This is a genomic window from Roseomonas sp. 18066 (assembly GCF_902706185.1).
GTDB lineage: Bacteria > Pseudomonadota > Alphaproteobacteria > Acetobacterales > Acetobacteraceae > Pseudoroseomonas.
This window is the reverse complement of record NZ_CACSJM010000006.1, coordinates 34178-59218: the sequence shown is the minus strand read 5'-3', so window position 1 is coordinate 59218 and position 25041 is coordinate 34178. Positions and strand designations below refer to the sequence as shown.

Below are 25041 nucleotides of genomic sequence, written 5' to 3'. Positions count from 1 at the left end.
TTATCATTTATAATCAGACATATGAATGGATCTGGTGTCTACCGGCGCCTACCCACAGCCACCAGAATCTCCTACATTTCGTGGGAACGGGCGTGGGAACTCCATCCCTCGCTATGACCGCGTGTGGTGCTCATGGCCAAGTTGACCGCCCTTGCTCTCAAGGCAAAGCTTGTGACGATCGGTAAGGAGGTTCAGACCTCGCCGATCCGCATCGGCGACGAGCGGGGCCTGCATCTGCTTGTCAAAGCCAACCAGGTCGGCGCCGGGAGTTGGGTGCTGCGCTACACTTTCGCCGGCAAGCGTAAGGATATGGGCCTCGGCGCCTATCCTGGCGTCAGCCTGGCAGAGGCGCGGGAGACCGTGGAAAAGGCGCATCAGCAGATCCGCCGCGGGGAAGACCCGATGGCGCATCGGCAGGCCAGCAAGCAAGCCCTGATCGAGGCCGCCCGTCAGCCTGCGGAGAAGCTGATCACGTTCCGCGACGCATGCCTGGCGACGGTCGAAGCCAAGCGCGGCGGCTGGAGCAATCCGAAGCACGCGGCCCAGTGGATGGCCACCTTGGAGCAGCACGCCTTTCCCGTGATCGGAGGCCGGCCGGTGGCGGAGATCGATTTGGCGGCGGTGCTGCAAGTCCTGCACCCCATCTGGCCCAAGATTCCTGAGACGGCATCGCGCCTGCGGCAGCGGATCGAGGCCACGCTCGATCTTGCCCGCGTGCGGGGCTGGCGCGAGGGCGACAACCCGGCCCGTTGGCGCGGCCTGCTGTCCGAGGAATTGCCGCCGCCGCGCCGCGTGCAGCGCGTGGCGCATCGGCCGGCGCTGCCCTGGCAGGAGATGCCTCACTTCTGGGCCGCCCTCTGTACCGTCGATGGCATGGGCGCCAAGGCGCTGCGCTTCTCCATTCTGACCGCGGCCCGCACCGGCGAGGTCCGCGGCATGCGGTGGCGGGAGGTTGATCTGGCGGCGGGCGTCTGGTCGGTCCCCGCTCTCCGGATGAAGGCCCGAAGGCTGCATCGGGTGCCGCTTTCCGACGCGGCTTGCCGGCTGCTCCATGAACTGCAGCCTTTTGCCCGATCGGGCGATGATCTGGTCTTTCCGAGCGCGCGCAGCGCCTCGCCGCTATCGGATATGACGATCTCGGCGGTCATCCGACGTATGAACGAGGATGCCGGGACGTCGGCCGCTTCTCTTCCACGATGGCGCGATCACGAAGGGCGGGCCATCGTCCCGCACGGCTTGCGCTCGACCTTCCGCGACTGGGCGGGGGAAACCCGCGAAGAAGGGCGAGAAGTGGTGGAGCGAGCGCTGGCCCATACGATCAAAGACAAGGTCGAGGCGGCCTATGCACGCTCCGACCTGCTCGAGAAACGGCGCGCGCTGATGCAGGCCTGGGCATTCTGGTGCACGGATGCCGTCACGCCGTAAGCCGCGGCGGCATAGGGATCATAGGGGTCATGGCGCACCGCCAGCGGCCTCAGCAGCTGTCAGCCCGCTACGGAGCGGCAATCATGGCCTCGGCTGGCGGATCGATTGTTATCCGTCCTACCCGGCACTGGGCTGACGCCCTGCCCGAAAAAGGCTTTCAGCCCTGCGAGGACGTTGCTGCCGCGCCGCCTGCTGATGTTTTACCCAGGACAAAGGGAGAGATATGCCCGCGCTGGGTTCGCGTACCGAACAGCTTGCCTTCTTCGCCGGCACGCTTCTTTATCGCCTGTGACAAGGCGGTTTCGTTGCTGGCGACATAGGGCAGCTTCCAGGCGCCATGGAGTCCAGCCTCCGCTGTCGTTCTCCAGATCGCGAACCGGCCATCCGCCGTCGCGAGAACCATGCGGAAGGCGCCCCAGGACGTCACGGGATCATCCGCCACGCAGAATCGCCGATACCATTCCTTGGCCCGCCGGTTCGCCACTACCCTGGCACGCAGATCATCCACCCTGCCTGTCACCCAGGTCCCGGCAATATCCGCTTTCGCCAGGAAGACGTCGAAACGATCCAGCTCGACATCCGAGAAGCTCAGGAGGTAAAGGCCCACGGCCCGCCGCCAGAGAGGCCCTGCGCCGAGACACCGGTCAACGGCGGCATCGAACCACGCCTGACGATCCGACCACATGGTATGGAGCGCGACGCGCTGGAGGGCTTCGTCGGACCGGCAGGCCGCCAGGACCTCATCGCGTGCCGCGTCACCAGCTTCCTCGCCATCCGGTGCATCGAAGGCAATGCGGATGATGTCGTCACCTGATGAGGAACGGCGAAAAAGAGCCTGCCAGAACTCAAGCGCAAGCGGATGGCGTGACTGAAACATGGCCGCGGCCAGAGGGCCATTGAAACCATTCAGGCGAATCTGGAGGGCGTCATCCAGGTCGTCGATGACGGCCTGAGCCCACCGGTCAGCCAGATCGGGACGTTGCTTTACGATCCGCGTCAGGCCATCGGCGGAAAAGAAGGTCGCGTACCAACTGAATGCGTCGGTTCCCCAAGCCTCCTCAAGCGCCCGCTCGCGCTCGGCCATTCGGCGGAGAAAGGCGTCCCACTGCCGGCCACGGTCATCAGGCAGGAAGGCTTCGCGCCCCTGGCCGAGCGATGCCGTCGAATCGTCGTCATCGGCACCGCCGGTCTGCACGACCGGCCGGCCCATGCCGGCCGTCTCCTCCGTCGGCAAGCTGTCCACCGCGGGTGGGGTCATGGTGGTGGACGCGTCTGCATCTGCAGCGCGCGCCCAGCCCAATTCCAAGAACGCCGCGGCACGCCTGATGTCGGCATCGTCCCGATCTTGCCAAACTAGCGCGAATGACAAGGCCGCCGGATGCAACCGGCTCGCCAAATCATCCAATGGCAGATGTTTGCCGTACCGGGCCAGCAAAGACGACCCGTAGCCCTCCTCCCACTGACGCCGGTGTTCCGTCGCGGAGGGCTGGACAATGTCTGCGAGGGCGCGACCAAGCTTGGCATCCTTCAGGATGTAGGCGGCGCGCAGGGCAGCACCGCGAACAAGCTTGCTCCCATGGTGCGCCAGGCGAAGGATGTGTTGGGCAAGACCCATCGTAGGCCCTGCATTGGCGCCCAGCAGTAGCAAGCAACGAATCAGTCGTTGGGGCGAGGTGGCAGGATCGTGGAGCATACTAAGGATGTCAGCCCGCATCTCCGACGCGAGGCCTCCGTTCCACTTCTCGCAATCTCGAAAGTCAAATCCGGCCTCGGCGCGTCGAAGAAGCTGCTGGGCACGCTGCTCCGGCGTGAGCAGCAGCAAGGTGCCGAAGAACAGCCCTCCAACCAGGCCGACTTCGCTTTTACCCAACTGCTCTGCGTCGAGCCGTTGGACCGCGGCCAACAGTATATCGGCATCCCTTCGCGTCAGCAGGGGAGCGAAGGCCGGCAAAGACCGGCCTATCCCGGCTGCATCTTCAGGGCAACGAGCTGGAAGGGAGGCGATGACACGCCGGTAGAAGACTGCCAGCGGACCCGGCCGGCGCCCGGCGAGGACAACTTCCATCCGCTCCCGATCGTGATCCTGGGATGTATGTGAGCGGTGACTGCCGAATGCGTCTGCGGAAATCAGTGCCAATTCGACTTCGACCCGATCCAGAAAGGCTGACGGGACACTTGCATTCGGATCGAGAAGATAGCTCTCGCTTTTGAGAAGCAATGCCCTCATCGGAATATCGTCGCGCCCGAGGCAGGTCTCGCATTCGGGCTCGGTCAGCTGGAAGAACCCACGGCAAGGATCGGCTGCATGCTGGCGCCTTAGCCGCTCGAAGTCCTCGTTCAGCGGCGCCGGATGGAGGGTAGCGATGTTGCCTGCCCCGTGCGTCCCCAGGGCGCGAAGCAGCATACGCGCCGCCTCCCTCTCGGTCTCGTCGCCCTGTGCCAGTGCAAGGGCCGCAGGCAACAAAACGGGATCGAGATCCTCATCCGTGAGCTGGAGGATCCAGGCGGCCTTGTCGGCTTCGAGCGTGTAATCCATGACCGCCGAGGACACCGCCCAGGTCGGGATGGCGCGTGCGAATGGCAGGCGCGATCCGGCCGACATGACCCCAAGCGCGAGCGAGCGTAACCGGATCAGGCCGTCGCTCCCGGTTGCATGCAGTTTGATGCCCAGTTTCCCAGCAACCGAGCCTTCGGCGGCAAGGGCATCGAGGCGGGACCGGATCTCCGCCGGCTCCGGGCCGAGGCCTGCCTGCCCCTCCTGCGCGCGGTGGAACGGAAAGCCGACCTCCTGGACAAAGCCGAGCCAATATTCGACGGCGGCAATCAGGATCGGCTGCACGGCAGGGTCGTCGCGATGCTCGATAAAGGCTCGCGCGACGAAATCCTCGCCACCGCCATAGGCCCCGTCGCTGGACCATATGCGCTCGGCGGCTGCGACGAAGTCCTCCGGGATACGCCGGACATAGGCAAGGACTGCGATGCGGGCGTTGTCGTTCCAGTTCCGCAGACGCAGCCAGTGATGCAACAAGGCACGCCTGGCGATGGCAGGATAGCTGTCCATCGCGAGGGTCGCACGGAACAGCGCAGCCGCCGCGGCCTCTACCTTTAGGTCAGCATCCGGCTCTGGCTCCAGCCATTGAGCGATCGCCTCGTCGATCTCGGCCTCGCCGGCGCCTGATCGGGCTCGGCTGGCGAGATCCTCGGCCAGGAGCAAGCCGATCGCATAGGCAAGGCGCACGGGTTCCACCCTGTAGCGTCCCGTGCTGCCCGCGACCGGCACGAGGATACCGGAGCTGTGCAGCTCCGCGACAACGTCGCGGCTTCGGTCAGGGCCTGGAACAAGGGCGGCAAAGTCGTGCTTCGGCACGCCGTCTCGGGATTTCCGATGCAGACGCGCGGCCTCGACCACAAGGTCTTCGAATTCTTGATTGGTAAGCGGATACTTCCGACGGCTCGCGGCACGATCGCGCGTATCGAGATAGATAACCCTGGCCCGGGTGAAGTCCCCAGATGCCGCCATCTCCGCGAAATGGCGGCAAACCAGCCCGCAGTACCGCGGCAGCCGGATCAGGTCATCAAGGTCTGGCGGCACCTTCGCTGCGTCGACGCCCTGGGCACGCAACGCAAGGCGAAGCTCCGCTGGCGTGTAGCCTGCCACCGGCACCCGGTGAAACGGCGTGCCCATCTTCCGGGCGCAGGCTTCGTCCCAGTGAAGCGGCCGATCGACGATGACCGCGGCGACCCGCCCCGCCCAAGCGGGCTCCTCCAATCTGGACAGGATGGCTGCCCAGTAAAGCTCCGTCCGCTCGTTCAGACCATCCAGGATCACGAGCAGGCGCGGCGGGGTCGGCCCCTTGTCGTTGAGCCAGCGCCGCAGCCGGGGCCGCCACTCTTCCTCGTCGGTTTCCGTCCATCGGGCCAGCGCAAGCGGCAGGATATCCTCGATCGTGTCGCCATCGCCGAACCGGGTCGCCGAAGCGGATATCGGCACCACCAGCCAGCCGGTCCAAGGCTGCTCGAGGAGATCGGCAATCCACGCCAGGACCGCCCAGGTCTTACCAGCGCCTTCTTCTCCGAGCACTGCGGCATGCGTGCCGGCAGGTGCAAGATCGTGCAACCAACGGTCCAGCCCTCTGGAGATATCGAGACGTGGGACGACTTCGCGGCCCGCGGCGAGCACCGCAACATCCTGGTTGAAGCGTCGGCCCATCTCAGAGGGAGAACTGAGGGCGCCGCGGACCGCCGCGTGTACCTTGCCTGCTGCGTCGGCAAACCCGAGGATCTTGCTGTGCAAAGCGTGTCGAAGTCGGGCGAGGCGATCGCCAAACCCCTCCGACTGCGTCAGGGCTTGCAGCGCCGATGCCAAGGCAGCGCGATCGACAGTGGGATGATGCTGCTCGGCAAAGGCCAGTACCGCCTTTTCCTGCGCAGCAAGCAACCAGAGCAGCCTGGGTCCCTCGGGGTCAGCATCGAGCGCGAACCAATCGATGCCATGACCCCGAGCGTGCTCGCCGATCTCTCGCTGCATCTCCGGGGAGAGCGGCGCCGTCGTCGCCACCACCCAGACATCGACCGGAGGGTGAAGGAGTGATGCCTGCGCCAAGCCGCCAGTCAAGTCTCGCAGGTCAGGCATGGACTTCGAATAGTGCTTCGCCTCCATGCTGATGACCGTGCCGGTTCCGAGCTCAGTCTCGGCATCTCGTCCCGCCTGGTTCCCAGAGCGCTGCAGGCGGAAGGTACGGCCCGTCTCGGCCGTGAGGACACGAGCGACGAGGCCTTCGAAGCCGGCCTCCCCTGTGTGTGGCAGGGAGCAAAGGAAGCCGTTAACGGGGTCGATAGGCAAGCTAGGCTGGCGGGGCTTCTTCGCCATGCACGTTCCTTGCGAATCGTAGCGAACATGGCGAGAAGACCACGCCTCATCGTGCACTACTAGGTCCGAGCAGCACCAAAATACTGGAGATCGGCGGAGGCGACAGAGCCTCTCCAGAGATCTTCAACCCCAGCGCGGCACCGATTTCCATGTGCCCACCCCGCGCTGCCTCGCGTCGTCATCAAAATTGGATTCTAGGAGTGGCGAGCAGGTACAGCCGTCATTCCACTAGCGCAAGGCGAAAACTTGGCAGCACCTACCGGGCTGAGCGCCACGTTGAGAATCCCACCAGAGATTAGATGGGCTAATGATTGTTATTGGCGATACCCGCCTAATCGGAGAATGAATTGGGGTTCATGTTAGTGCAGCAGTTCACGCCAGAGGCTCGCACCGTGCATAGAACGAAGTCCCTTGCCACGACGCTGTGGATGGCCGCGAGCCTCCTAGCGGCGCCCGTCGCCCTGGCCCAGCAGGCCGGGCGGCCTGCGCCGCTGGTGATCCAGGAGCAGGGCAGCTTCGCCGTTGGGGGCACCGTCGCAACGGCACCCGGGACCTTCGATCCCCACCGCCCGCTTGAGCCCGCCGGGCAGACTTTCCGCGGCGACCACCTCTACGCCTTCTACCAGGTCCCGCCCGATGCGCGCCGGCTTCCGATCGTCATGTGGCACGGGGCAGGGCAGTTCTCGAAGACCTGGGAGACCACCGCGGATGGCCGCGAGGGCTTCCAGAACATCTTCCTGCGCCGCCGTTTTGCAACCTACCTGGTCGACCAGCCCCGCCGCGGCAATGCCGGTCGCAGCACGGTCGCAGCGACCCTCACGCCGACCCCGGATGAGCAATTCTGGTTCGGGCAGTTCCGTGTCGGCATCTGGCCAAACTATTTCGACGGCGTGCAGTTCGACCGCGCACCCGAGACCCTGAACCAGTATTTCCGTGCCATGACGCCGAACACCGGCGCCTTCGACATGAATGTCGTGTCGGACGGTGTCGCCGCCCTGTTCGGCCGCATCGGGCCCGGCATCCTGTTCACCCATTCGCAGTCCGGCGGCCCGGGCTGGGTAGCGGCGATCAAGAGCCCGAATATCCGCGCCATCGTCGCCTTCGAGCCCGGCAGCAACTTCGTCTTCCCCGAAGGCGAGGTACCGGCCGCGATCCCGACCAGCTTCGACACCGTCGCCGGCATGCCGGTGCCGATGGCCGAGTTCATGGCGCTGACCCGCATCCCCATCGTCATCTTCTACGGCGACAACATCCCGGCGACGCCGAGCGACATCCCCACCCAGGATGCCTGGCGCGGACGGCTGAAGATGGCGCGGCTCTGGCGCGACGCCGTCAACCGGCATGGCGGCGACGTGCAGGTCGTGCACCTGCCGGAGGCGGGCATCCACGGCAACACGCACTTCCCCTTCTCCGACCTGAACAACGTCGAGATCGCTAATCAGGTCTCACGCTTTCTCGCCGCGAAGAAGCTGGACTGACACGCTCTCATCGAGAGGACACCACGATGCACGACGCCGACATCCGCATGTCGCGCCGGAACCTCCTCGCGGCAACCACGCTGGCCGTATCAGGAACATTCACAGGAGTCATGGCCATGGCGCCAGCAACAGCAACCGCCGCCGACAACGCGCGGAACCCGTTCGGGCTGGTCTATCGTGGTGCGTTGACAGCGAACGAAGCCGGCAAGGTCAATATCCGCCCGGTCAGCTACAAGCTCAACGGCCTCGACATCGCAGCCAATGTCTATACCCCGCCCGGCTACGACGCGGCCCGGCGGTACCCCGCGATCGTGGTCGCGCATCCCAACGGCGGCGTGAAGGAGCAGGTGGCGGGCCTGTATGCACAGCGCCTGGCCGAGCTCGGCTATATCGCGATTGCGGCTGACGCGGCCTATCAGGGCGGTAGCGGCGGCCTGCCGCGCAGCATCGACAAGCCGGCCTTCCGGATCGAGGACATCCATGGTGCCGCGGATTTCATCACCCGCTACGCCGGGGTGGATGCCGCACGGCTCGGTCTGCTGGGCATCTGCGGCGGCGGCGGATATTCGCTGGCGGCAGCAGCCACGGACAAGCGCTTCAAGGCAATTGCGACGCTGAGCATGTTCAACTCCGGCCGCGTTCGCCGCAACGGCTTTGCCGACAGCCAGGTCAGAACGATCGAGGCGCGGCTGCGGCAGGCTTCAACCGCGCGGGCGCAGGAAGCGGCGGGGGGCGAGATCCTCTATGCCGGCGATGCGGACATGACCGATGCGCAGATCGCGGCGCTGCCCTTCGAGATGTACCGCCAGGGCTACGAATACTACTGGAAGACCCATGCGCATCCCAATTCCACCTTCAAGTACACCACGAGCAGCCTGCTCGACCTGATGCGCTGGGACGCGACGGACTCGATTGCGCTGATCGACCAGCCGCTGCTGATGATCGCCGGCAGCAAGGCCGACAGCCTGTACATGACCGAGGAAGCCTTTCCGAAGGCGGTCGGCACCACGGACAAGGCCTTAGTCCGGATCGACGGTGCGACGCATATCGAGACCTACTGGGTTCCGGCCTATGTCGCGGCCGCCATGGACAGCCTGACACCTTTCTTCGCCCGGACGATCGAAGCTCCTCCCACCTGAGCGGGCCGTGCCCGGTCGACGGCAAGTGATCGTCGACCGGGTGCATGCCACGCGTCTTCGCGAGCACAGCAGCCATGAAGTTTTCCGCGCGCAGCCTCGCTCTGGCGGCCCTTGCCGCCGTGGCCATCCTGGCGATCGGCTGGCAGGTCCAGGCCGAGCCCAACCGGGTCAGCTTCCCCGAGAATCTCGACCAGCTCGTCCATTATACGACGGTCCGGCGCGGCAATGTGACCGAGCACATCATGACCACGCCTGAGGCGATCGAGGCGGTAAAGAACCGCCAGCCGATCCCGGCAGGCACCCATTTCGTGCTGGTCGATTACCGCGACGGCAAGCTCTACCGCTACTTCGTCATGGAGAAGGGCGAGGGCTTTGGCGCCGACTACGATGCGCGCCGCCGCACCGCCGATTGGCAGTTCCAATGGTACTGGCCGGATCGCAGCCTGAACCTCAACGAGAACACCGCCCGCTGCCAGTCCTGCCACACCAGCCAGCAGGGCGCCGACTACCTGTTCACCGCCTATCGCATTCCCCGCTTCAACGGCACGCCGGTCGAGTGAGCTCTGCCCTGTCCCGGCGCCTGCTGCTGGACCTGGCCTCGGCCAGCCTGCTGCTGTTCGGCCTGTCCTACTGGTGGCTCGGCAATACCGCGCATGAGGTGGCAGGAACCGCGATGTTCCTGCTGCTGATCCTGCACAATGTCCTTAACCGGCGCTGGTGGAGCCGCCTGCCCCAGGCGCGGCGCGAGACGCGGGGGCTGTTCAACACCGCGCTGACGCTGCTGCTGCTCGGCTGCATGCTGGCGTTGCTGGTGACCAGCATCATGATCTCGAACGCGCTGTCAGGCCTTCTCTCGGCCTTCGGCGGCTTTACCGTGCGGCAGATCCACACCCTGGCCGCCTATTGGGCACTGGTGATCGTGGCCGTTCATCTGGGCCTGCGCTGGCCGATGCTGATGGGCGCGGCGCGCGGGCTGTTCGGCCTGGACAGGCCCAGCAAGGCGCGGGCCTGGCTCCTCCGCGCCGCGGCCGCCGCCATCGCGGTCCAGGGCGTCTGCAGCGCCTTCGTGCTCGGTCTGGGCGGCAGGCTCAGCATGCAGGTGTCGCTCGACTGGTGGAACTTCGAGGACAGCGTCGCCGGCTTCTTCCTGCATTGCCTCGCGATTGCCGGCCTGTGCATTGCCCTGACCCATTACGGGCGGCTGACTTTGCGCAAGCCAACCGGCAGGACGCCGCGAAGGCCGCCTGCGCCGTCGGCTATCCCCGATGGCGAAGAACGTCCACCAGCAGGCTGAAGGCCGGGGAGGCGTGCCGACGGCTCGGGTAATAGAGGTGGTAGCCCGGAAAAGACGGGCACCAGTCGTCGAGCACCCGCACGAGCCGGCCCTCCGCGATCGCCGCGCTGGCCTGGTCCTCCGGCAGATACGCCAGGCCCAGGCCGTCCAGCGCCGAGCTCAGCCGCAGACCAAGGTTGTTGAAGATGAGCTGCCCCTCGCCCCGGACATTGACCTCTCGCCCATCCTTCTCGAGATCCCAGGGAAACAGCCCGCCATAGGTGGGCAGGCGCACATTGATGCAGTTGTGCGCGGCAAGGTCCTGCGGCGTCATGGGCTTCGGATGTTGGGCGAAGTAGGCGGGCGACCCCACCACCGCCATGCGCAGGTCGGGGCCGATGCGGACCGCGATCATGTCCTTCGCCACCTGCTCGCCCATGCGCACGCCGGCGTCATAGCCCTGGGCCACGATGTCGGTCAGGCCGTAGTCGACGATGATCTCAATGGTGATGTCGGGATAGTTCGGCAGAAAGCGCTTGAGGGCAGGCTGCAGCACGGAAATGGCAGCGTGTTCGCCTGCCGTGATCCGGATCTTGCCCGACGGCTTGTCGCGCAGTTCCTGCAGGGCACCCAAGGCGTTCTCGATCTCCTCGAAGCTGGGCGCGATGGAAGCCAGCAGACGTTGTCCGGCCTCCGTCGGCGCAACGCTGCGGGTGGTGCGGGTAAGCAGCCTGACCCCGAGCCTCTCCTCCAGCCCGCGGACCGACTGGCTCAACGCCGACTGGGAAACGCCGAGCTTGGCCGCGGCACGGGTGAAGCTGCGCTCCCGAGCAACCAGGGCCAGGGAAGCCAGGTCATTGAAATTCGCCGCCATTCATTAATAAACCTTATGCCGACATTCGATTTATAGCGCCGGCTTCCGGAATGCGACATCGCCAGAATTGATGCGCGATGGTGACACGGCGAGGACGGGCTGACTTGGCTCGGTCGCGCGCCCTGGTGGCGAAGCCTGCGCGGAGATCAGTTGCCGCCATCAAAGCTTGCTTCTCCGCAGCCGAAGGAATGCCGCTGCGCAGGGATGTGACCAGGTCCTTTTATTAGGTCTGCTTATCTCGACATGCGGATCCATGTGTCTAATCGAGCTCGCCGGTGGGATTTAAGGTGCCTGCATTCTCATGGCAGCCGCGAAGACAAGAATGCCTCCAGCGCTCACGCTCACCAACGCGATCAATCGAGGCAAGGACCAGCCGGCTCCTGCTTCGCTTCCGCACGTCGACAAGCGGGCCATCCTCGCCATCATCATGATGAGCTACATCATGATCGTCCTCGACATTTCCATCGTGATCACGGGCTTGCCCAAGATCCGCATGGAACTGGGCTTTTCCGACGCTGGCCTCTCCTGGATCTCGACCGCCTACACGCTGACCTTCGGCGGCTTCCTGCTGCTGGGCGCGCGCGCCGGCGACATCCTGGGGCGTCGGCGCGTCTTCGCGATCGGGCTCGCCATCTTCGCCATCGCCTCGCTGTTCATCGGCTTCGCGCAGACGCCGACCACCATGATCGCAGCGCGCGCCGCCCAGGGCCTCGGTTCAGCGATCCTGGCGCCTTCCACCCTGGCCCTGCTGCAGATCAATTTCCCCGCCGGCCCGGAACGAACCCGCGCCGTCGCCTATTACGCCGCGGCAGCCGGAATTTCGGCGAGCTTCGGCCTCGTCCTGGGCGGCATCCTGGCGGACTGGCTGTCCTGGCGGGTCGGCTTCTTCATCAATCTGCCCGTGGCGCTCGGGCTGATCGCCGCAGCCTACCGCTTCATCGCGGAGACGGAGCGCCATGGCGGCACCTTCGATTTTGCCGGCGCGGTGACCTCGACCCTCGGCATGACCGCGCTCGTCTTCGGCATCGTCCATTCGGCCGCCGCCGGCTGGGCCGATGCCGCGACCCTCGGCGCCGTGCTGTCGGGCGGCGTGCTGCTCGCCGCCTTCGTTGCCATCGAGGCCCGCGCCCGCCAGCCGATCATGCCGCTTCGGTTGTTTCGAAGCCGCGAGCGCGCCGGCGCCTATCTCGCGCGCCTGCTGTTTCTGGGCGCGAATGTCGGCTTCTTCTTTTTCGCCACGCAGTTCATGCAGGGCGTGCTGGGCTATAGCCCCGCTTTGACCGGCCTCGCCTTCCTGCCGGCGATGGTGGTCAACTTTATCGTCGCCCTGCGCGTGCCCCAGCTGATGGCACGCCTCGGCGCCACGCGGCTGCTCGTCGCGAGCATGATCGCCAGCCTGCTTGGTCTCCTCTGGCTCAGCCTGCTGCCCGCCGAGGCGACCTATTGGGGCAGCCTTGCCCTGCCGATGCTGCTGATCGGGCTCGGCCAGGGAGGCGCGATGGCGCCGCTGACGCAGTCCGGCATCGCCGGCGTTGCGGACCAGGATGCCGGCGCGGCCTCCGGGGTGGTCAATGCCGCGCACCAGCTGGGCGGCTCCCTCGGCCTGGCTGGACAGGTCGCCGCGTCGGTCATCGCTTCCGAAGGGTTGGCGGGCATCGCGCTGCTCGCCCATCGGGTCGACAACGCCATGCTGGCCGCCGCCGTCATGGTGTTCCTGGCGCTCGGATGCGTCTTCCTCCTCATCGCACGGCGCAAGCCCTCAGCTGCCTGAGCGAGGATGGCGATCACCCGTCACATCGAAGCTGCAACACGAAGGGAGAGTCCCATGGCCACCTGGCTCATCACCGGATGCTCGACAGGATTGGGCGGCAGCCTGGCGCGTGCCGTCCTGGAGGCGGGATTCAACGCGGTCATCACCGCCCGCAAGCTGGACAGTCTCGAAAGCCTTGCGGCCGAGTTTCCAGACACGGCCTTGCCGCTCGCCCTCGATGTCACCGATCGAAGCCAAGTCGAGGCCAGCGTGACCGCGGCTGTCGAGCGGTTCGGCGCGATCGACGTGCTGGTGAACAATGCGGGCTATGGCTATCGCGCCGCCGTCGAGGAAGCCGACGAGGCCGAGGTCGCCACGCTGTTCGCCACCAACTTTTTCGGTGCCGTCGCGATGATCAAGGCGGCCCTGCCAGGGATGCGGTCGCGCCGCTTCGGCACCATCGTCAACCTCTCCTCCATTGCGGGCCGCCGTGCCTCGCCTGGCTCCGCCTATTACGCGGCGTCGAAGTTCGCGCTGGAGGGGATGTCGGATGCCCTGCGCAAGGAGGTCGGCCCGCTCGGGATCCGCGTCATCGTGGTGGAGCCTGGCGCCTTCCGCACCGATTTCGCTGGCCGCTCCCTCCAGCAGGCCGGCGCGAACATCGCCGACTATGCCAAGACCGCCGGGTTGCGCCGCAAGGAGAATGACCGGACGCACGGCACCCAGCTTGGCGATCCTGCTTTGGCGGCCCAGGCGCTGATCAAGGTCGTCGGCGGGAACACGCCGCCCTTCCGCCTGCTTCTCGGCAGCGATGCCGTGCAGGGAGCAAAGGACGAGCTGGACAGCCAGCGTCAGGAGCTTGAGCGCTGGGAATCCGTCAGCCTGAGCACCGACCATCGATAAGAAATGCCGCCTCGTGACGCCTGCCGCGATGGCCTCTTGCCGACGCGCCGCGGTCCGCGAGCCTGCTTCATGAACAGTGAGAAAATATGATGAACCAGCGTCGACTTGGAAATCTGCAGGTCTCGAGCCTTGGCCTCGGCTGCATGAGCATGAGCTCCGCCTACGGTCCTGCCGGTGATGTGGCCGAGATGACGGCGCTCATCCGCGCCGCGTATGAGAAAGGTGTCACGTTTTTCGACACCGCCGAGGTCTACGGTCCTTTCGCCAATGAGGAGCTGGTCGGCGCGGCGCTCGCGCCCATCCGCGACGAGGTGGTGATCGCGACCAAGTTCGGCTTCGACATCGACCATGCCACCGGCGAGCGCCGCGGTGGCACGAACAGCAGGCCAGACCATATCAAGCAGGTCGCCGATGCCTGTCTGAAGCGCCTCCAGACTGACCGGATCGACCTGTTCTACCAGCACCGGGTCGATCCGGCTGTGCCGATCGAAGAGGTCGCCGGCGCGGTGAAGGACCTCATCGCCGCCGGCAAGGTGCAGCATTTCGGCCTGTCGGAGGCGGGCGTCGCCACCATCCGCCGGGCCCATGCGGTGCAGCCGGTGACGGCGGTGCAGAGCGAGTATTCTTTGTTCTGGCGCGGCCCCGAGCTGGAGTTGCTGCCGGTGCTGGAGGAGCTGGGCATCGGCTTCGTGCCCTTCAGCCCGCTGGGTGCAGGCTTCCTCACCGGCAAGATCGATGCGACCACCCAGTTCGATCCGAGTGATTTCCGCAACCACGTCCCGCGCTTCTCGCCGGAAGCCCGCCAGGCCAACATGGCGCTGGTGGCGGTGATCCAGGCGGTCGCGGATCGCAAGGCGGCGACGCCCGCCCAGGTAGCCCTGGCCTGGCTGCTGGCGCAGAAGCCCTGGATCGTGCCGATCCCGGGCACCACGAAGCGGCATCGCCTGGAAGAGAATCTGGGTGGCGCGGCCTTGGCGCTGAACGCCGCGGAGCTGGCCGAGATCGAGGCCGGGGCCGCCAAGGTTGCGGTGCAAGGCGAGAGGCTGCCCGAAGGGGCGCTGAAGATGACCGGCCTTTGAGCCGGAGGGCCTCCGCGCTCGGCACGGCGGTCAGGCGGGCGGCGGAGCTTCGGCCTCGCTGTCTGCCCGGCATGGCGATGAGCCTGGCGCTGCTGGCAGGTGTGCAGGAGGCCCAGGGCCAGGCTGGCGGCGGCAGCGCCGCGAATGCGCAGGGATCCGAGATGTCAGGCACGACCGCCACTGCTCTCCATCTTGGCCCGGACAGCAGCCTTGGCCAGCTTCTGGATCACCCCGGCTTCACCGGTTTCGCTCCGCTGCTGCTGCCCTGGGATGGACGGAGCTATGACCGGGCGTTGCGGCTGCGCGACATCGGATCGCTGCTGCCCTATCACAGCCACGTCGAGCCAACGGTCGTGGCCAGCGGGTTGAACCGCCTGATCGACGAGGTCGCGCGCGGCGCGGTGGTCTTCCATCGCTTCTACAGTGAGGCCGAACAGCAGGCCGACCCGGCCAAGGCGAATACCGGCCTTTTCCTGCTCCGCGGTCGCCCGGGGGCACCCTTTGCCGTGATCGCGCCTGGCGGTGGCTTCGCCTATGTCGGCGCCGTGCATGAAGGCTTTCCCTATGCGGAAGCAATCAGCCAGGCCGGATACAATGCCTTCGTGCTGCGCTACCGGACCGGCGGTGGCGGCGCCGTCGCCACCGAAGATCTCGCGGCCGCGCTATCCTATGTTCTCCGCAACGCCGGTGCGCTCGGTGTCGGTGCCGCCGGCTATTCCCTCTGGGGCAGCTCGGCAGGTGCGCGCATGGCCGCGTCCATAGGATCGCACGGCACCGCCGCCTTCGGTGGCGAGCCCTTGCCCGGGCCCGCAGCCGTTATTATGGCCTATACCGCCCATGCCGATCATGCCGCGCGGGAGCCACCGACCTTCGTCGTGGTTGGCGACGAAGATCGCATCGCGCCGCCCAGCGCCATGGCGCGCCGCGTCCAGGCGCTGAGTGCCCAGGGCAGCCTGGTGCAGTTCCACCGCTACCCTGGCGTCGGCCATGGATTTGGTACCGGCGCGGGCACCGTCGCGGAAGGCTGGATCGGCGAGGCCATCGCCTTCTGGCAAGCGCAGCTCGCCACCGCCGACGATGGCAAGACAGGAAAAGCACAATGAAGCAGCAGCCCTTGACGATCCTCGTGGTCGGCGCGACGGGAAGCATCGGACGGCAGGTCGTCGATCAGGCCCTGCGCGACGGCCATCACGTGCGTGCCCTCGTCCGCAGCCCGCGCAAGGCCTCGTTTCCGCCAGGGGTTGAGATCGCCGAGGGCGACCTGACCCGGCCGGAATCTCTGGCCGCCATCGTGGCCTCCGTCGATGCCATCATCTTCACGCATGGCAGTTCCGGCGGACTCCGCGGCACCGCCGAGGCCGTTGATTACGGCGGCGTCCTCCATGTCCTCGAAGCCCTCGGCGGCAGATCCGTTCGCGTCGCGCTGATGACCACCATCGGCGTGACCGACCGCAAGGGCGCGCATGACTGGAAGCGGCGCGGCGAGCGGCTGCTGCGGGCCAGCGGGCTGCCCTATACCATCGTCCGTCCCGGCTGGTTCGACTACAACGAGACCGGCCAGCAGCGGCTGCTCATGCTGCAGGGCGATCGGAGGCAATCCGGCACCCCGGCGGATGGCGCGGTCTCGCGCCGACAACTCGCGCAGGTCCTGGTCCAGGCGTTGTCCTCCGCCGAGGCGGTGGGGAAGACCTTCGAGCTGATCACCGAGCATGGTCCGCCGCAGCCTGATCTGGACGCGGTCTTCGCCTCCACGACGGCGGATCGGCCCGGTGCCCTGGACGGCGTCTCGGACGCGGCGAACATGCCGCTGGATCGCGAGCCGGCGACGATCCGCACCGCGCTGTCCAGCTTCTCACGGCTTGCTCAGGGCACGACGGCAGGCTGACGCTGGTCGCGCCGGCCGAGGGGGCAATGCTTGGGGCGGTCAGCCCGTATCGCCTTGAACGCCCAACGCACGGCGCGCCCATGCCTTCGCGCGGGCCTTCGACGGCGCCACCGCGTCATCGCGGACGGCCAGGCCATCCAGAAGCCGGGCCCGCGGTGCGATCTGCATGACGTTCCGGCGGACCTGGCCCATCCGGCTGACCTTGTAGGTCACGAAGGGTGCGATCCTCAGCCCTGCGAGGTCATGATCGGCCAGGAAGCGCTTCATCGGCGGGTTCAGGTGGTCGCCCCAGATTGGCGAGCCCAGGAAGATCATGTCGTATCGGCGGATGTCGGCGATCCGCGGCCGTATCGAAGGCCAACGGCCGCTGTCGCGCTCGCGCCGGGCCTGTTGCACCGTCGCCTGATAGTCCTCGGGATAGGCCTCGAGTGTCTCCACGCGGATCAAGTCGCCACCCACCTGCCGATGGATGGCTTCCGCCAGCTGCCGGGTATTGCCCGTTCGCGTGAAGTAGACGGTCAACGCATGCCGGGACGAACCTCGGCGCGCCTGCGCCCCGAGCTTGCCTGCGGGCAGAAAGGCCAGGCCGAAGCTGCCTGCGGCGGCGGCCAGCAGCCGTCGCCGTCCCGCCAGGATCGATCCCGCAGGCATCATCTTTCCAGACAGCTCAGCCGCCACAGCGACCGGCATTGCCGGCGGCCCCGTCATATTGCTGGTCGCTCACCTGCTCCATCCAGCGCACGCTGACGCCTTCGCTCGCCTCGGCAACCGCCAGATGGCTCATGGCGGTGTCGGGGGCGGCTCCATGCCAATGCCGCACACCTGGTGGAATCCACACGACATCGCCGGGCCGGATGACCTCGACGGGCCCGCCCTCTGCCTGAACGCGGCCGCAGCCGGCGGTGACGACCAGCGTCTGGCCGAGCGGATGCGTGTGCCAGGCGGTCCGTGCCCCTGGCTCGAAGCTGACCAGGCCGCCACCGACCCGCGCCGGGCTCTCGGCCTGGAAGCGGGAGGCGACGCGCACGGTTCCGGTAAAATTGGCGGCGGGCCCTGTCGTGGTCGCACCCGCCGCATGGCGCTGCAGCCGCAAGCCGGTGGCCGCGGGCGGTGCCGTGCGATCTGCCAGGATCTTCTGCACCACCGGCACCGCCGACATGGCGCGCGGCCAACCGGCATAGAAGGCCAGATGCGTCACCGCCTCCGACAGCTGCGCCGCGGTCAGCCCTGCATCCATGGCCCGATTGACGTAGAACGGCAGTTGCTCCGATGCACCGTTGGCGATCAGCGCTGCGATAGTGACCAGGCTGCGGTCGCGCGGCGTCAGATCGGGGCGCCGCCAGAGGTCGGCGAAGAGCACGCGGTCGGTGAGCTCGGCCAGCGGCGGCGCGGCGGCACCGGCGGTGGCCTGGAGGTCAGCCTTGCGCCGCGCTTCGGCAGCAGCGTCGACCGGCAGCGGCTCGGCACCGAAATCGGGGGTCTCGATCTTCCGCTGGTCGAAGACAGCCTTGATCTCCTGGACAGAAGAAACGGCGACAGGCCAGCCGGCATAGAAGGCGAGATGCGTCACGATCTCAGCGATCTCGGCTGGCTTCACGCCATTGTCGAGCGCCCGCCCGACATGGCCACGCAGCTGCGCCGCTCGGCCATTGGCGATCAGCGTCGAGACAACCAGCAGGCTGCGATCCCGGGGGCTGAGCCCTTCCCGCCGCCAGACCTCGCCGAACAGAACCTCGTCGGTGTAGCGGCCCATCGGCGGGGCAACCTGGTAGACCGCCGGCGGTGAGACCCGGGGCGCCGTGCCGCTTTGGGCCAGGGCAGTGCCGGAGGCACCAAGCGCCGCCGCCGCGACGGCCACGAACAGGTTTCTCATGAAGGCTGGTCCTTGGCGCAAAGGTGGACTGCTGGCGGGCGTCCTGGGCAAAAACGATCCACGAGGATGGCTGTGCTCAGGCATGGTCTCGTTCAGAAGATGGCCCAGCAGTAATTTTTGGATTAGGGGGCCAGAACTGCATGAAGTTATTAGGCTGACTAATAGGTTGGCAGCTCTTCCCAGAAAGCGTTTGATCCTCACCCGGCATCGGCCGTCGTTATCGAGGGGAGGGCAACGGCGCCGAAGGCCATGCGGGGCAGTTTTGGGAGCCGGTGCTCTTCAGCGAACCTCGTCACCAAGGTGCAGCGGGGTGCAGCAGGGCTGCCGCCTCTCATGTGACCCGACCTGCCGATTCAATGAAATTGATAAGCCTGCCTAATGCTAGCTAGCGGAAAGCCGTGGCTAATGCGCCGTCGGTGGCGGCGGTAGGATTGCTGGAATGTTGGGCCAGAGGGTGGGCCGCGTGCGGCCCCGCCATCGTCCCGTCCGACCCCGCTTCGAAGGATGCGCTGCGGGGCGAGCCTCTGCCGATCCTGCCAGGAGAATGACCATGCAGTTGAGCATCAACGGCACGACGCACGACATCGATGTCGAGCCGGAAACGCCGCTGCTCTGGGTCATCCGGGAAGAACTGGGCATGACCGGCACCAAATACGGTTGCGGCCTGGCGCAGTGCGGCGCCTGCACGGTGCTGGTCGATGGCGAGGCTGTCCGCTCCTGCGTCACACCGGTCGATAGCATGGCCGGCGCCGATATCGTGACGATCGAGGCGGCCGCGGCCGATCCCGTCGGCAGCAAGGTGATCGACGCCTGGATCGCCCATCAGGTGCCGCAATGCGGCTACTGCCAATCGGGGCAGGTCATGGCCGCGGTGGCGTTGCTCAAGGCCAATCCGAGCCCGTCGGAGGAGGACATCCTCGGCAGCATGGCCAATCTGTGTCGCTGCGCTACCTACAACGGCATCGTCGCGGCCGTGCAGCAGGCAGCCAAGGCATGATCCCCGCCGGCACCGCTGCGCCCGCTGGCTTCGATCCCCATGTTGTCGACGCGGAACTCGCCGCAGATCCGCCGGTCAACCTGTCGCGCCGCGGCGTCCTCGGTGCCTCGCTCGGCGCGCTGGTGCTGGGCTTCACCCTGCCGGGCGGCAGCGCCAGGTCCCAGGCGCTGGCTCCCGCCATCGAGGCCGGAACCCGGGTGCCCGCCTTCCTGGAAATCCGCCCGGATGGCAGCGTGGTGCTGCAGAGCCCCTTCATCGAAGGCGGCCAGGGCATCTACACCGCCATGGCGCAAATCGTCGGCGAGGAGCTCGACGCCGACCCCGCTCGCTTCACCGTGGTCAGCGCGCCGCCGGGCCCCGACTATCTGGTGGTCAACGGCCGGCTGCGCTTCACCGGCGGCAGCACCTCGGTTCGCTCCAGCTACACGCGGATGCGCCGCCTGGGCGCGCTGGCCCGGCGGATGCTCATCGAGGCTGCGGCAAGCCGCCTCGGCGCGCCCATCGCCGAGCTGACGACCGAGCCCGGCCGCGTGATCCATGCCGCCTCCGGCCGTTCGCTCAACTATGGAGACCTTGCCGCCGATGCGCTCGCCTTGCCTGTTCCCGATCAGGTGACGCTGAAGGCCGACGCGGCCTTCCGATGGATCGGCAAGGGGATCGCGCGGCTCGACGTGCCCGACAAATCCACTGGCCGCGCGGTCTATGCCATCGACATCCAGGTCGAGGGGATGCTGCTCGCCGCTGTGCGGCACGCCCCGCGCCTGGGCTGCGAGCCGGGCATCATCCGCAACGAGGCTGCGGTGCTGGCCATGCGCGGGGTGTATTCGCTGCACCGGCTGCCGGGCGCCATCGGCGTCGTCGCCGACCGCTGGTGGCGCGCGCGGCGCGCGGCCGAGGCGCTTCAGGTCAGCTGGAACGAGGCCGAGCCCGGCAAGGCGCGTGGCTTCCCGGCGATGCCTGCGGATTTCTCGACGGTGGCGCTGCGGCAACGGCTGGCGGACGGCACCGGCCCGGTCTTCGAGGCTGCGACCACCGGCAATTCGGCGGCCGCGCTGGCGGCGGCCGCAACCCGGCTCGAGGCCGTCTATGACGCGCCGCTGATCGCGCATGCCCAGCTCGAGCCACCCTCGGCCACCGCCCGCTTCAATGCCGATGGCACGCTGGACCTCTGGGCGCCGAACCAAGCGCCGGACGCCTTTCTCCGCGCGGCCGCCGCCGTCGCCCAGCTCGATCCCGCGAAGATCCGCCTGCACTCGCCGCTGCTGGGCGGCTTCTTCGGGCGCCACTTCCTCTACGAGGCCTCCAATCCCTTTCCCCAGGCCATCCTGCTGGCCAAGGCGGTCGGCCGGCCGGTGAAGCTGATTTGGAGCCGGGAGGAGGAATTCCTGCGGGACACCCTGCGGCCGATGGGCGTGGTCCGCTTCCGCGCCGGGTTGGATGCGCGCGGCAAGCCGGTGGCGCTGGAGGCCGAGGTCAAGGGCGAAGGCCCGCGCTTCCGGGTCAACAAGATGCCGCTCGACAAGGTCGATCCCACCGCCGTCGAGGGCATCGCCGGCAAGCCCTATGCCATCCCGAACGGGCGCGTCACCCAGGTCGTGCTGCAATACCCGGCCTTGATCGGCTTCTGGCGCTCGGTCGGCGAGTCGATGAACGGCTTCCTCTACGAGACCTTCTTCGACGAGATGGCGGATGCCGGAAACCAGGATCCTTACGCGTTGCGCATGGAGCTGCTGTCGGGCAACGCGCGGCTGACCCATCTGCTGCGCGCGGTGGGCGAGATGTCGGGCGGCTGGAAACGCGGTCCCTATACCGCGGGCGACGGCTCCCGCCGGGCCCGCGGCGTGGCCATGGTGTCCCCCTTCGGCACCGAGGTCGCGACCATCGCCGAGGTTTCCATCACCGGCGGCGAGATCGTGGTGCACGACATCTGGGTCGCGATCGATCCGGGCCGCGTCGTGAACCCGGCGATCGTCGAGGCGCAGGTCCGCTCGGCGGTCGGCAACGGCCTGTCGACGGCGCTGTACGAGGAGATGGTCTTCGAAGCAGGCCTGCCGCGGGCGCGCAACTACGATGGCTACCCGATCCTGCCGATGCACCGCATGCCCAGGGTGCATGTGCGTATCATCGAAAGCGGCGCGCCCATGGGTGGGGTTGGCGAGCCGGGAGTGCCGGGGGTGCCGCCGGCGGTGACCAATGCCCTGTCGGTGCTGCTCGGCCGCCGGATCCGCAGCCTGCCACTGTCCAAGGTGTCGTTCACCGGCGCACCAAGCTGAACTGAGCTCGGCGCGGCGGGCGTCCCTGCCGCGCCGCGCAACAGCAGCGCCTCACGACGCGTCGGCGAAGTCGGTGGCGCCGGAAGCGGCTTCCCAGGCGTCCAGGTCCGAGGCCAGGGCCGCGAGCTTTGCCCGGGCGCTACGCATCGCCGAGGCACCCAGCACCAGCCGCGCCGGTGGCGAGGCCGCCAGGGCCGCGTCCAGGATGACCTCCGCAGCCCGCGCCGGATCGCCAGGCTGTTGCCGCGCAGGATCACCCAGTTCGCGCATCCGCTGCCCCGCGGTGCCGGCGTAATCGGCGAGCTCCGCCTGTCCCCGCGCCAGGGAGCGGTCGTTCCAGGCGGTGCGGAACGGACCCGGCTCCACCAGCATCACCTGCAGGCCGAGCGGCGCCACCTCCTTCGACAGCGCCTCCGACCAGCCCTCCAGCGCGAATTTGGTCGAAGCGTAGAAGCCGGAGCCGGGATTGGCGACCAGCCCGCCAATCGAGGAGATATTGACGATGCGGCCCTGGCCGCGCTGCCGCATCCCCGGCAGCACCAGCCTGGTTAGTTCCAGTGGTGCGAAGAGATTGACCTCGAAGAGCTGCCGCACATCTTCCATGCGGCCCTCCTCGATGGCGGCCAGGTAGCCGCGGCCGGCATTGTTGACCAGCGTCCCGATGCCGCCGAAGCGCTGGGTCACCGCCGCCACGCAGGCTTCGCGCTGCACCGGCTGCGTGACGTCGAGCGGCAGGGCGACGACCCGATCCGGCGCCAGCGCCACCAGATCGGCGATCTCCTCCACCCGCCGGGCGGTGGCGGCAACATCGAAGCCACGCCGGATCGCCTCCAGCGCGATCTCCCGCCCGAAGCCGCTGGAGCAGCCGGTGATCAGCCAGGAGTCAGTGCCGGTCATGGGGTTCTCCCTGTCCTTATTCAGCGATGCAGCGGAAGCGCGGCACGTTCATCCCGGCGACCGCGCCGATCTCCAGCGCCAGCTTCTGGTCGATGCGCGCGGGGCCGGGCGGCAGCACGCTGCTGATCAGCCGCGGCCCTTCCTCCAGCTCGACGATGGCGACGTTGTAGGGCACCAGGTCACGGAACCAGTCGTGGAAGGCGCGGTGATAGATGACCCAGCTGACCAGGCGGCCGGCACCGGAGGCCTGCTCCCAGGCCCAATCCGCCTCCAGGCATTCCGGGCACTCACCCCTCGGCGGCAGCCAGGCATGCCGGCATTGCTGGCAGCGCTGGAAGGTCAGCCGGCCTTCCTGCAGCGCGGCCCAATAGGGTTCGGTCAGCGGCGTGCGTTCGGGCGCCGGAAAATCCGCCATGGCTAGCGTCCCAGGATCATGGTGGCGTGCGTGGTCATCATGCCGCCCTGGTTGCTGACCAGGCAGCGGCGCGCATCGGCGACCTGGTTGCACGAGCTGCCCCGCATCTGCCGCACCCCCTCGATCACCATCTGCAATCCGGGCAGGCCGGTCTCGGAGAGCAGGCCGCCGCTGGTGTTGATCGGCAGCGTGCCGCCCAGTTCGATGCCGCCAGCCTCGACGAAGCGGCCCGACTGGCCCTTGGCGCAGAAACCGTAGTCTTCCAGCGTCATCAGCACGGCGACGGTGTAGCAGTCATAGATCTGCGCCACGTCGATATCGGCGGGCGCCAGCCCGGCCATGGCAAAGGCGGTCTTCGCCGATTGCCGCGCCGCCGTGCTGGTCAGGTCCGGGCGAAGCGCCACGTCCCAGGAGGTATGCGCCTGGCCGTAACCCAGGATCGGCACCGGTGTCGCGACGCCCAGCTGGCGGGCGCGGTCCTCGCGCATCACCACCACGGCCGAGGCGCCGTCGGAGACCAGGCAGATGTCGTCACGCCGCAGCGGTTCCACGATCATGGGGGACGCCATGTAGTCGTCCATGGTCAACGGCTTGCGGAGTTGCGCATGCGGGTTGCGCGCACCGTTGTTGCGACAGGCGATAGCAATGGCGCCGAGCTGCTCCGGCCGCGTGCCATAGGCCTGCATGTGACGTTGAAGGATCATGCCGTAGCCGGCCGCCACGCCGAACCAGCCGTGCACGGCATCATCGCCCCAGCCCTTCTCATAGGCCTGGCGGGTGCCGGTCTTGGGATTGTCGGCCAGGGCGACGATGGCCACCTCGCATTGCCCGGCCTCGATCGCCATGCAAGCGAAGGAGATCATGCTGATCGGCGCCGCGCCGCCCTGGTCCCAGACGCCGCCGACCCGTGGCTGCAACCGCATCGCCTCGGCCAGCTTCTGCCCGTACATCGCCTCGTAGCGGGAGGTGGGCACCTTCACCAGCAACCCGTCCACCGCGCATTTGGCGATGCCGGCATCGGACAGGGCCTTGCGGCAGGCCTCGACATTCAGGGACAGCGTGTCACGCCCGGGATGCCGGCCGTATTCGGTCTGGCCGATGCCGGCGATGACCATGCGGTGCGCCATGGCTCACGCCCCGCGGAACTGCGGCGGCCGCTTGGCGGCGAAGGCGGCGGGGCCTTCCGTCGCATCGGCGGTGCATTGCAGCAGCCGGTTGACCAGGCTTTCCATGCGCAGCCCGGTGCCGCGATCGACGTCGCGGGAACGAACCGCCAGCTCCTTCGCCGCCTGCACTGCCAGCGGCGCATTGGCGGCGATGCGTTCGGCATAGCGCCGCGCCGTCGCCATCAGCTCCGCCATCGGCACCACGGCATTGACCAGCCCGAACTGCGCCGCGCGCGCGGCGTCAATGGCGTCGCCGGTCAGCAGCATTTCCATGGCGATGGGGTAGGGCAGCTGTTCCAGGATGCGCTGGGTGCCGCCATTGCCGGGCACGATACCGCGCTTCACCTCCGCGACGTTGAAGGTCGCATGCGTGGCGGCGATGCGGATGTCGGTCGCCATCAGCAGCGTCATGCCGCCCGCCAGGCAATAGCCGTTCACCGCGGCGATGATGGGCTTCCACACTTCCAGCCCACGGTTCAGCAGCTGGTCCTTCTGCGTCAGCCACATATCGGAGAAGGTTGGCGGTGCGGTCAGGAAGCTCTTGATGTCGGCGCCGGCGCTGAAGGACTTTTCCCCCGCGCCGGTGACGATGGCGACGCGCACCGCCGGGTCGTCGCGCACCCGCTGCCACGCTTCGGACAGGCCGCGGTAATGCTCGGCGTCCATGGCGTTCATGCGGTCGGGGCGGTTGATGACGATGGTCGCGATCCCCCCATCATCGAGCGTGAAGTCGATCGACATAAG

Annotated in this window: 20 protein-coding genes; 12 read left to right on the top strand and 8 right to left on the bottom strand. The window is 67.3% G+C overall.

What is annotated here, in order from left to right:
* Positions 1–132 precede the first annotated feature (132 nt).
* The gene (locus GVN67_RS02385; protein WP_159992665.1) at positions 133–1425 is read left to right on the top strand and encodes a site-specific integrase; all 1293 of its coding nucleotides are present in this window, start codon (positions 133–135) and stop codon (positions 1423–1425) included.
* Positions 1426–1582: 157 nt separating this feature from the next.
* Here the strand turns inward: GVN67_RS02385 and GVN67_RS02380 are convergent, their stop codons facing one another.
* On the bottom strand, positions 1583–6295 hold the full coding sequence (locus GVN67_RS02380; RefSeq protein ID WP_159992664.1) for a hypothetical protein: 4713 nt from the start codon (positions 6293–6295) through the stop codon (positions 1583–1585).
* 362 nt (positions 6296–6657) lie between these two features.
* Between GVN67_RS02380 and GVN67_RS02375 the strand changes: the two genes are divergently transcribed.
* The 4 genes from GVN67_RS02375 to GVN67_RS02360 all read left to right on the top strand — a co-directional run bounded on the left by GVN67_RS02375 (position 6658) and on the right by GVN67_RS02360 (position 10206).
* A complete protein-coding gene (locus GVN67_RS02375) occupies positions 6658–7773 on the top strand; it encodes an alpha/beta fold hydrolase (protein WP_200845096.1) in 1116 nt (371 codons plus the stop codon).
* Positions 7774–7799: 26 nt separating this feature from the next.
* Entirely contained in the window at positions 7800–8912 is a 1113-nt protein-coding gene (locus GVN67_RS02370) for an alpha/beta hydrolase (RefSeq protein ID WP_200845095.1), read from the top strand.
* A gap of 74 nt (positions 8913–8986) precedes the next feature.
* Entirely contained in the window at positions 8987–9472 is a 486-nt protein-coding gene (locus GVN67_RS02365) for a cytochrome P460 family protein (RefSeq protein WP_159992663.1), read from the top strand.
* A gap of 113 nt (positions 9473–9585) precedes the next feature.
* The gene (locus GVN67_RS02360; RefSeq protein ID WP_200845094.1) at positions 9586–10206 is read left to right on the top strand and encodes a DUF4405 domain-containing protein; all 621 of its coding nucleotides are present in this window, start codon (positions 9586–9588) and stop codon (positions 10204–10206) included.
* Here GVN67_RS02360 and GVN67_RS02355 read toward each other — a convergent pair.
* Complete coding sequence (locus tag GVN67_RS02355; protein WP_159992661.1) at positions 10169–11059, bottom strand: LysR family transcriptional regulator; 891 nt, start codon at positions 11057–11059, stop codon at positions 10169–10171. The genes GVN67_RS02360 and GVN67_RS02355 overlap by 38 nt on opposite strands.
* 301 nt (positions 11060–11360) lie before the next feature.
* Here GVN67_RS02355 and GVN67_RS02350 point away from each other — a divergent pair, with 301 nt between their 5' ends.
* The 5 genes from GVN67_RS02350 to GVN67_RS02330 all read left to right on the top strand — a co-directional run bounded on the left by GVN67_RS02350 (position 11361) and on the right by GVN67_RS02330 (position 16676).
* Positions 11361–12830, top strand: a complete 1470-nt coding sequence (locus GVN67_RS02350; RefSeq protein WP_235034906.1) for an MFS transporter — start codon at positions 11361–11363, stop codon at positions 12828–12830.
* A gap of 54 nt (positions 12831–12884) precedes the next feature.
* Positions 12885–13712, top strand: coding sequence for an oxidoreductase (locus GVN67_RS02345; RefSeq protein ID WP_159992660.1), 828 nt, complete (start codon positions 12885–12887; stop codon positions 13710–13712).
* A gap of 89 nt (positions 13713–13801) precedes the next feature.
* On the top strand, positions 13802–14791 hold the full coding sequence (locus GVN67_RS02340; RefSeq protein ID WP_159992659.1) for an aldo/keto reductase: 990 nt from the start codon (positions 13802–13804) through the stop codon (positions 14789–14791).
* Positions 14792–14868: 77 nt separating this feature from the next.
* Complete coding sequence (locus GVN67_RS02335; RefSeq protein WP_159992658.1) at positions 14869–15894, top strand: alpha/beta hydrolase; 1026 nt, start codon at positions 14869–14871, stop codon at positions 15892–15894.
* Complete coding sequence (locus GVN67_RS02330) at positions 15891–16676, top strand: SDR family oxidoreductase (RefSeq protein ID WP_159992657.1); 786 nt, start codon at positions 15891–15893, stop codon at positions 16674–16676. The genes GVN67_RS02335 and GVN67_RS02330 overlap by 4 nt, the downstream gene beginning before the upstream one ends.
* A gap of 39 nt (positions 16677–16715) precedes the next feature.
* Here GVN67_RS02330 and GVN67_RS02325 read toward each other — a convergent pair whose 3' ends face one another.
* On the bottom strand, positions 16716–17366 hold the full coding sequence (locus tag GVN67_RS02325) for a flavodoxin (protein WP_159992656.1): 651 nt from the start codon (positions 17364–17366) through the stop codon (positions 16716–16718).
* Positions 17344–18534: a carboxymuconolactone decarboxylase family protein gene (locus GVN67_RS30510; RefSeq protein WP_368667221.1), complete on the bottom strand. Its 1191-nt coding sequence runs from the start codon at positions 18532–18534 to the stop codon at positions 17344–17346. Before GVN67_RS30510 ends, GVN67_RS02325 begins: the two co-directional genes overlap by 23 nt.
* Before the next feature lie 565 nt (positions 18535–19099).
* Between GVN67_RS30510 and GVN67_RS02315 the strand changes: the two genes are divergently transcribed.
* Together GVN67_RS02315 and GVN67_RS02310 are read left to right on the top strand one after the other, a co-directional pair.
* A complete protein-coding gene (locus GVN67_RS02315) occupies positions 19100–19546 on the top strand; it encodes a (2Fe-2S)-binding protein (protein WP_159992655.1) in 447 nt (148 codons plus the stop codon).
* Positions 19543–21819 (top strand): molybdopterin cofactor-binding domain-containing protein, encoded by a 2277-nt coding sequence (locus GVN67_RS02310; protein ID WP_159992654.1) that lies wholly within the window; start codon positions 19543–19545, stop codon positions 21817–21819. The genes GVN67_RS02315 and GVN67_RS02310 overlap by 4 nt, the downstream gene beginning before the upstream one ends.
* A gap of 51 nt (positions 21820–21870) precedes the next feature.
* Here the strand turns inward: GVN67_RS02310 and GVN67_RS02305 are convergent, their stop codons facing one another.
* The 4 genes from GVN67_RS02305 to GVN67_RS02290 are packed head-to-tail and all read right to left on the bottom strand — an operon-like array spanning position 21871 to position 25038.
* Positions 21871–22716, bottom strand: coding sequence for an oxidoreductase (locus tag GVN67_RS02305; protein ID WP_159992653.1), 846 nt, complete (start codon positions 22714–22716; stop codon positions 21871–21873).
* Positions 22717–22732: 16 nt separating this feature from the next.
* Entirely contained in the window at positions 22733–23131 is a 399-nt protein-coding gene (locus tag GVN67_RS02300) for a Zn-ribbon domain-containing OB-fold protein (protein WP_159992652.1), read from the bottom strand.
* A 2-nt stretch (positions 23132–23133) separates the two neighbouring features.
* Positions 23134–24258: a thiolase family protein gene (locus GVN67_RS02295; RefSeq protein ID WP_159992651.1), complete on the bottom strand. Its 1125-nt coding sequence runs from the start codon at positions 24256–24258 to the stop codon at positions 23134–23136.
* Positions 24259–24261: 3 nt separating this feature from the next.
* Positions 24262–25038, bottom strand: a complete 777-nt coding sequence (locus tag GVN67_RS02290; protein ID WP_159992650.1) for an enoyl-CoA hydratase/isomerase family protein — start codon at positions 25036–25038, stop codon at positions 24262–24264.
* Positions 25039–25041 lie beyond the last annotated feature (3 nt).